The sequence below is a fragment of the Bradyrhizobium uaiense genome (genome assembly GCF_010811875.1).
GTDB classification, from domain to species: domain Bacteria; phylum Pseudomonadota; class Alphaproteobacteria; order Rhizobiales; family Xanthobacteraceae; genus Bradyrhizobium; species Bradyrhizobium uaiense.
The window spans coordinates 1-234 of the sequence record NZ_VKHP01001125.1 but is presented as its reverse complement, the minus strand read 5'-3'; the positions used below and the strand labels follow the sequence as shown (position 1 = coordinate 234).

The 234-nt window shown below is 64.5% G+C and carries 1 protein-coding gene; it reads right to left on the bottom strand.

Annotated elements, in window-relative coordinates; all coding sequences use genetic code 11:
• Nucleotides 1-234, bottom strand: a 234-nt coding sequence (locus tag FNJ47_RS49055; RefSeq protein ID WP_283811418.1) for a carboxyl transferase domain-containing protein, incomplete at both ends; no start/stop codon positions are given.

Here is a 234-nt window from a genome sequence, read left to right as displayed (position 1 = left end):
GCACGCCGTCGGTGTTGTTCGACGGCAGGAAGTCGATCAGCCGGCGCATCTGCAGCGGCGCGTCGACGTCATTCTCGAGCGCGCCATCGGCGATCGAGGAGCGCGTCGCGTGCACCGAGGCGCCGCCGAGCTCCTCGGCGGTCACCACCTCGTTGGTGACGGTCTTCACCACGTCGGGACCGGTGACGAACATATAGCTGGTGTTCTTCACCATGAAGATGAAGTCGGTCATCG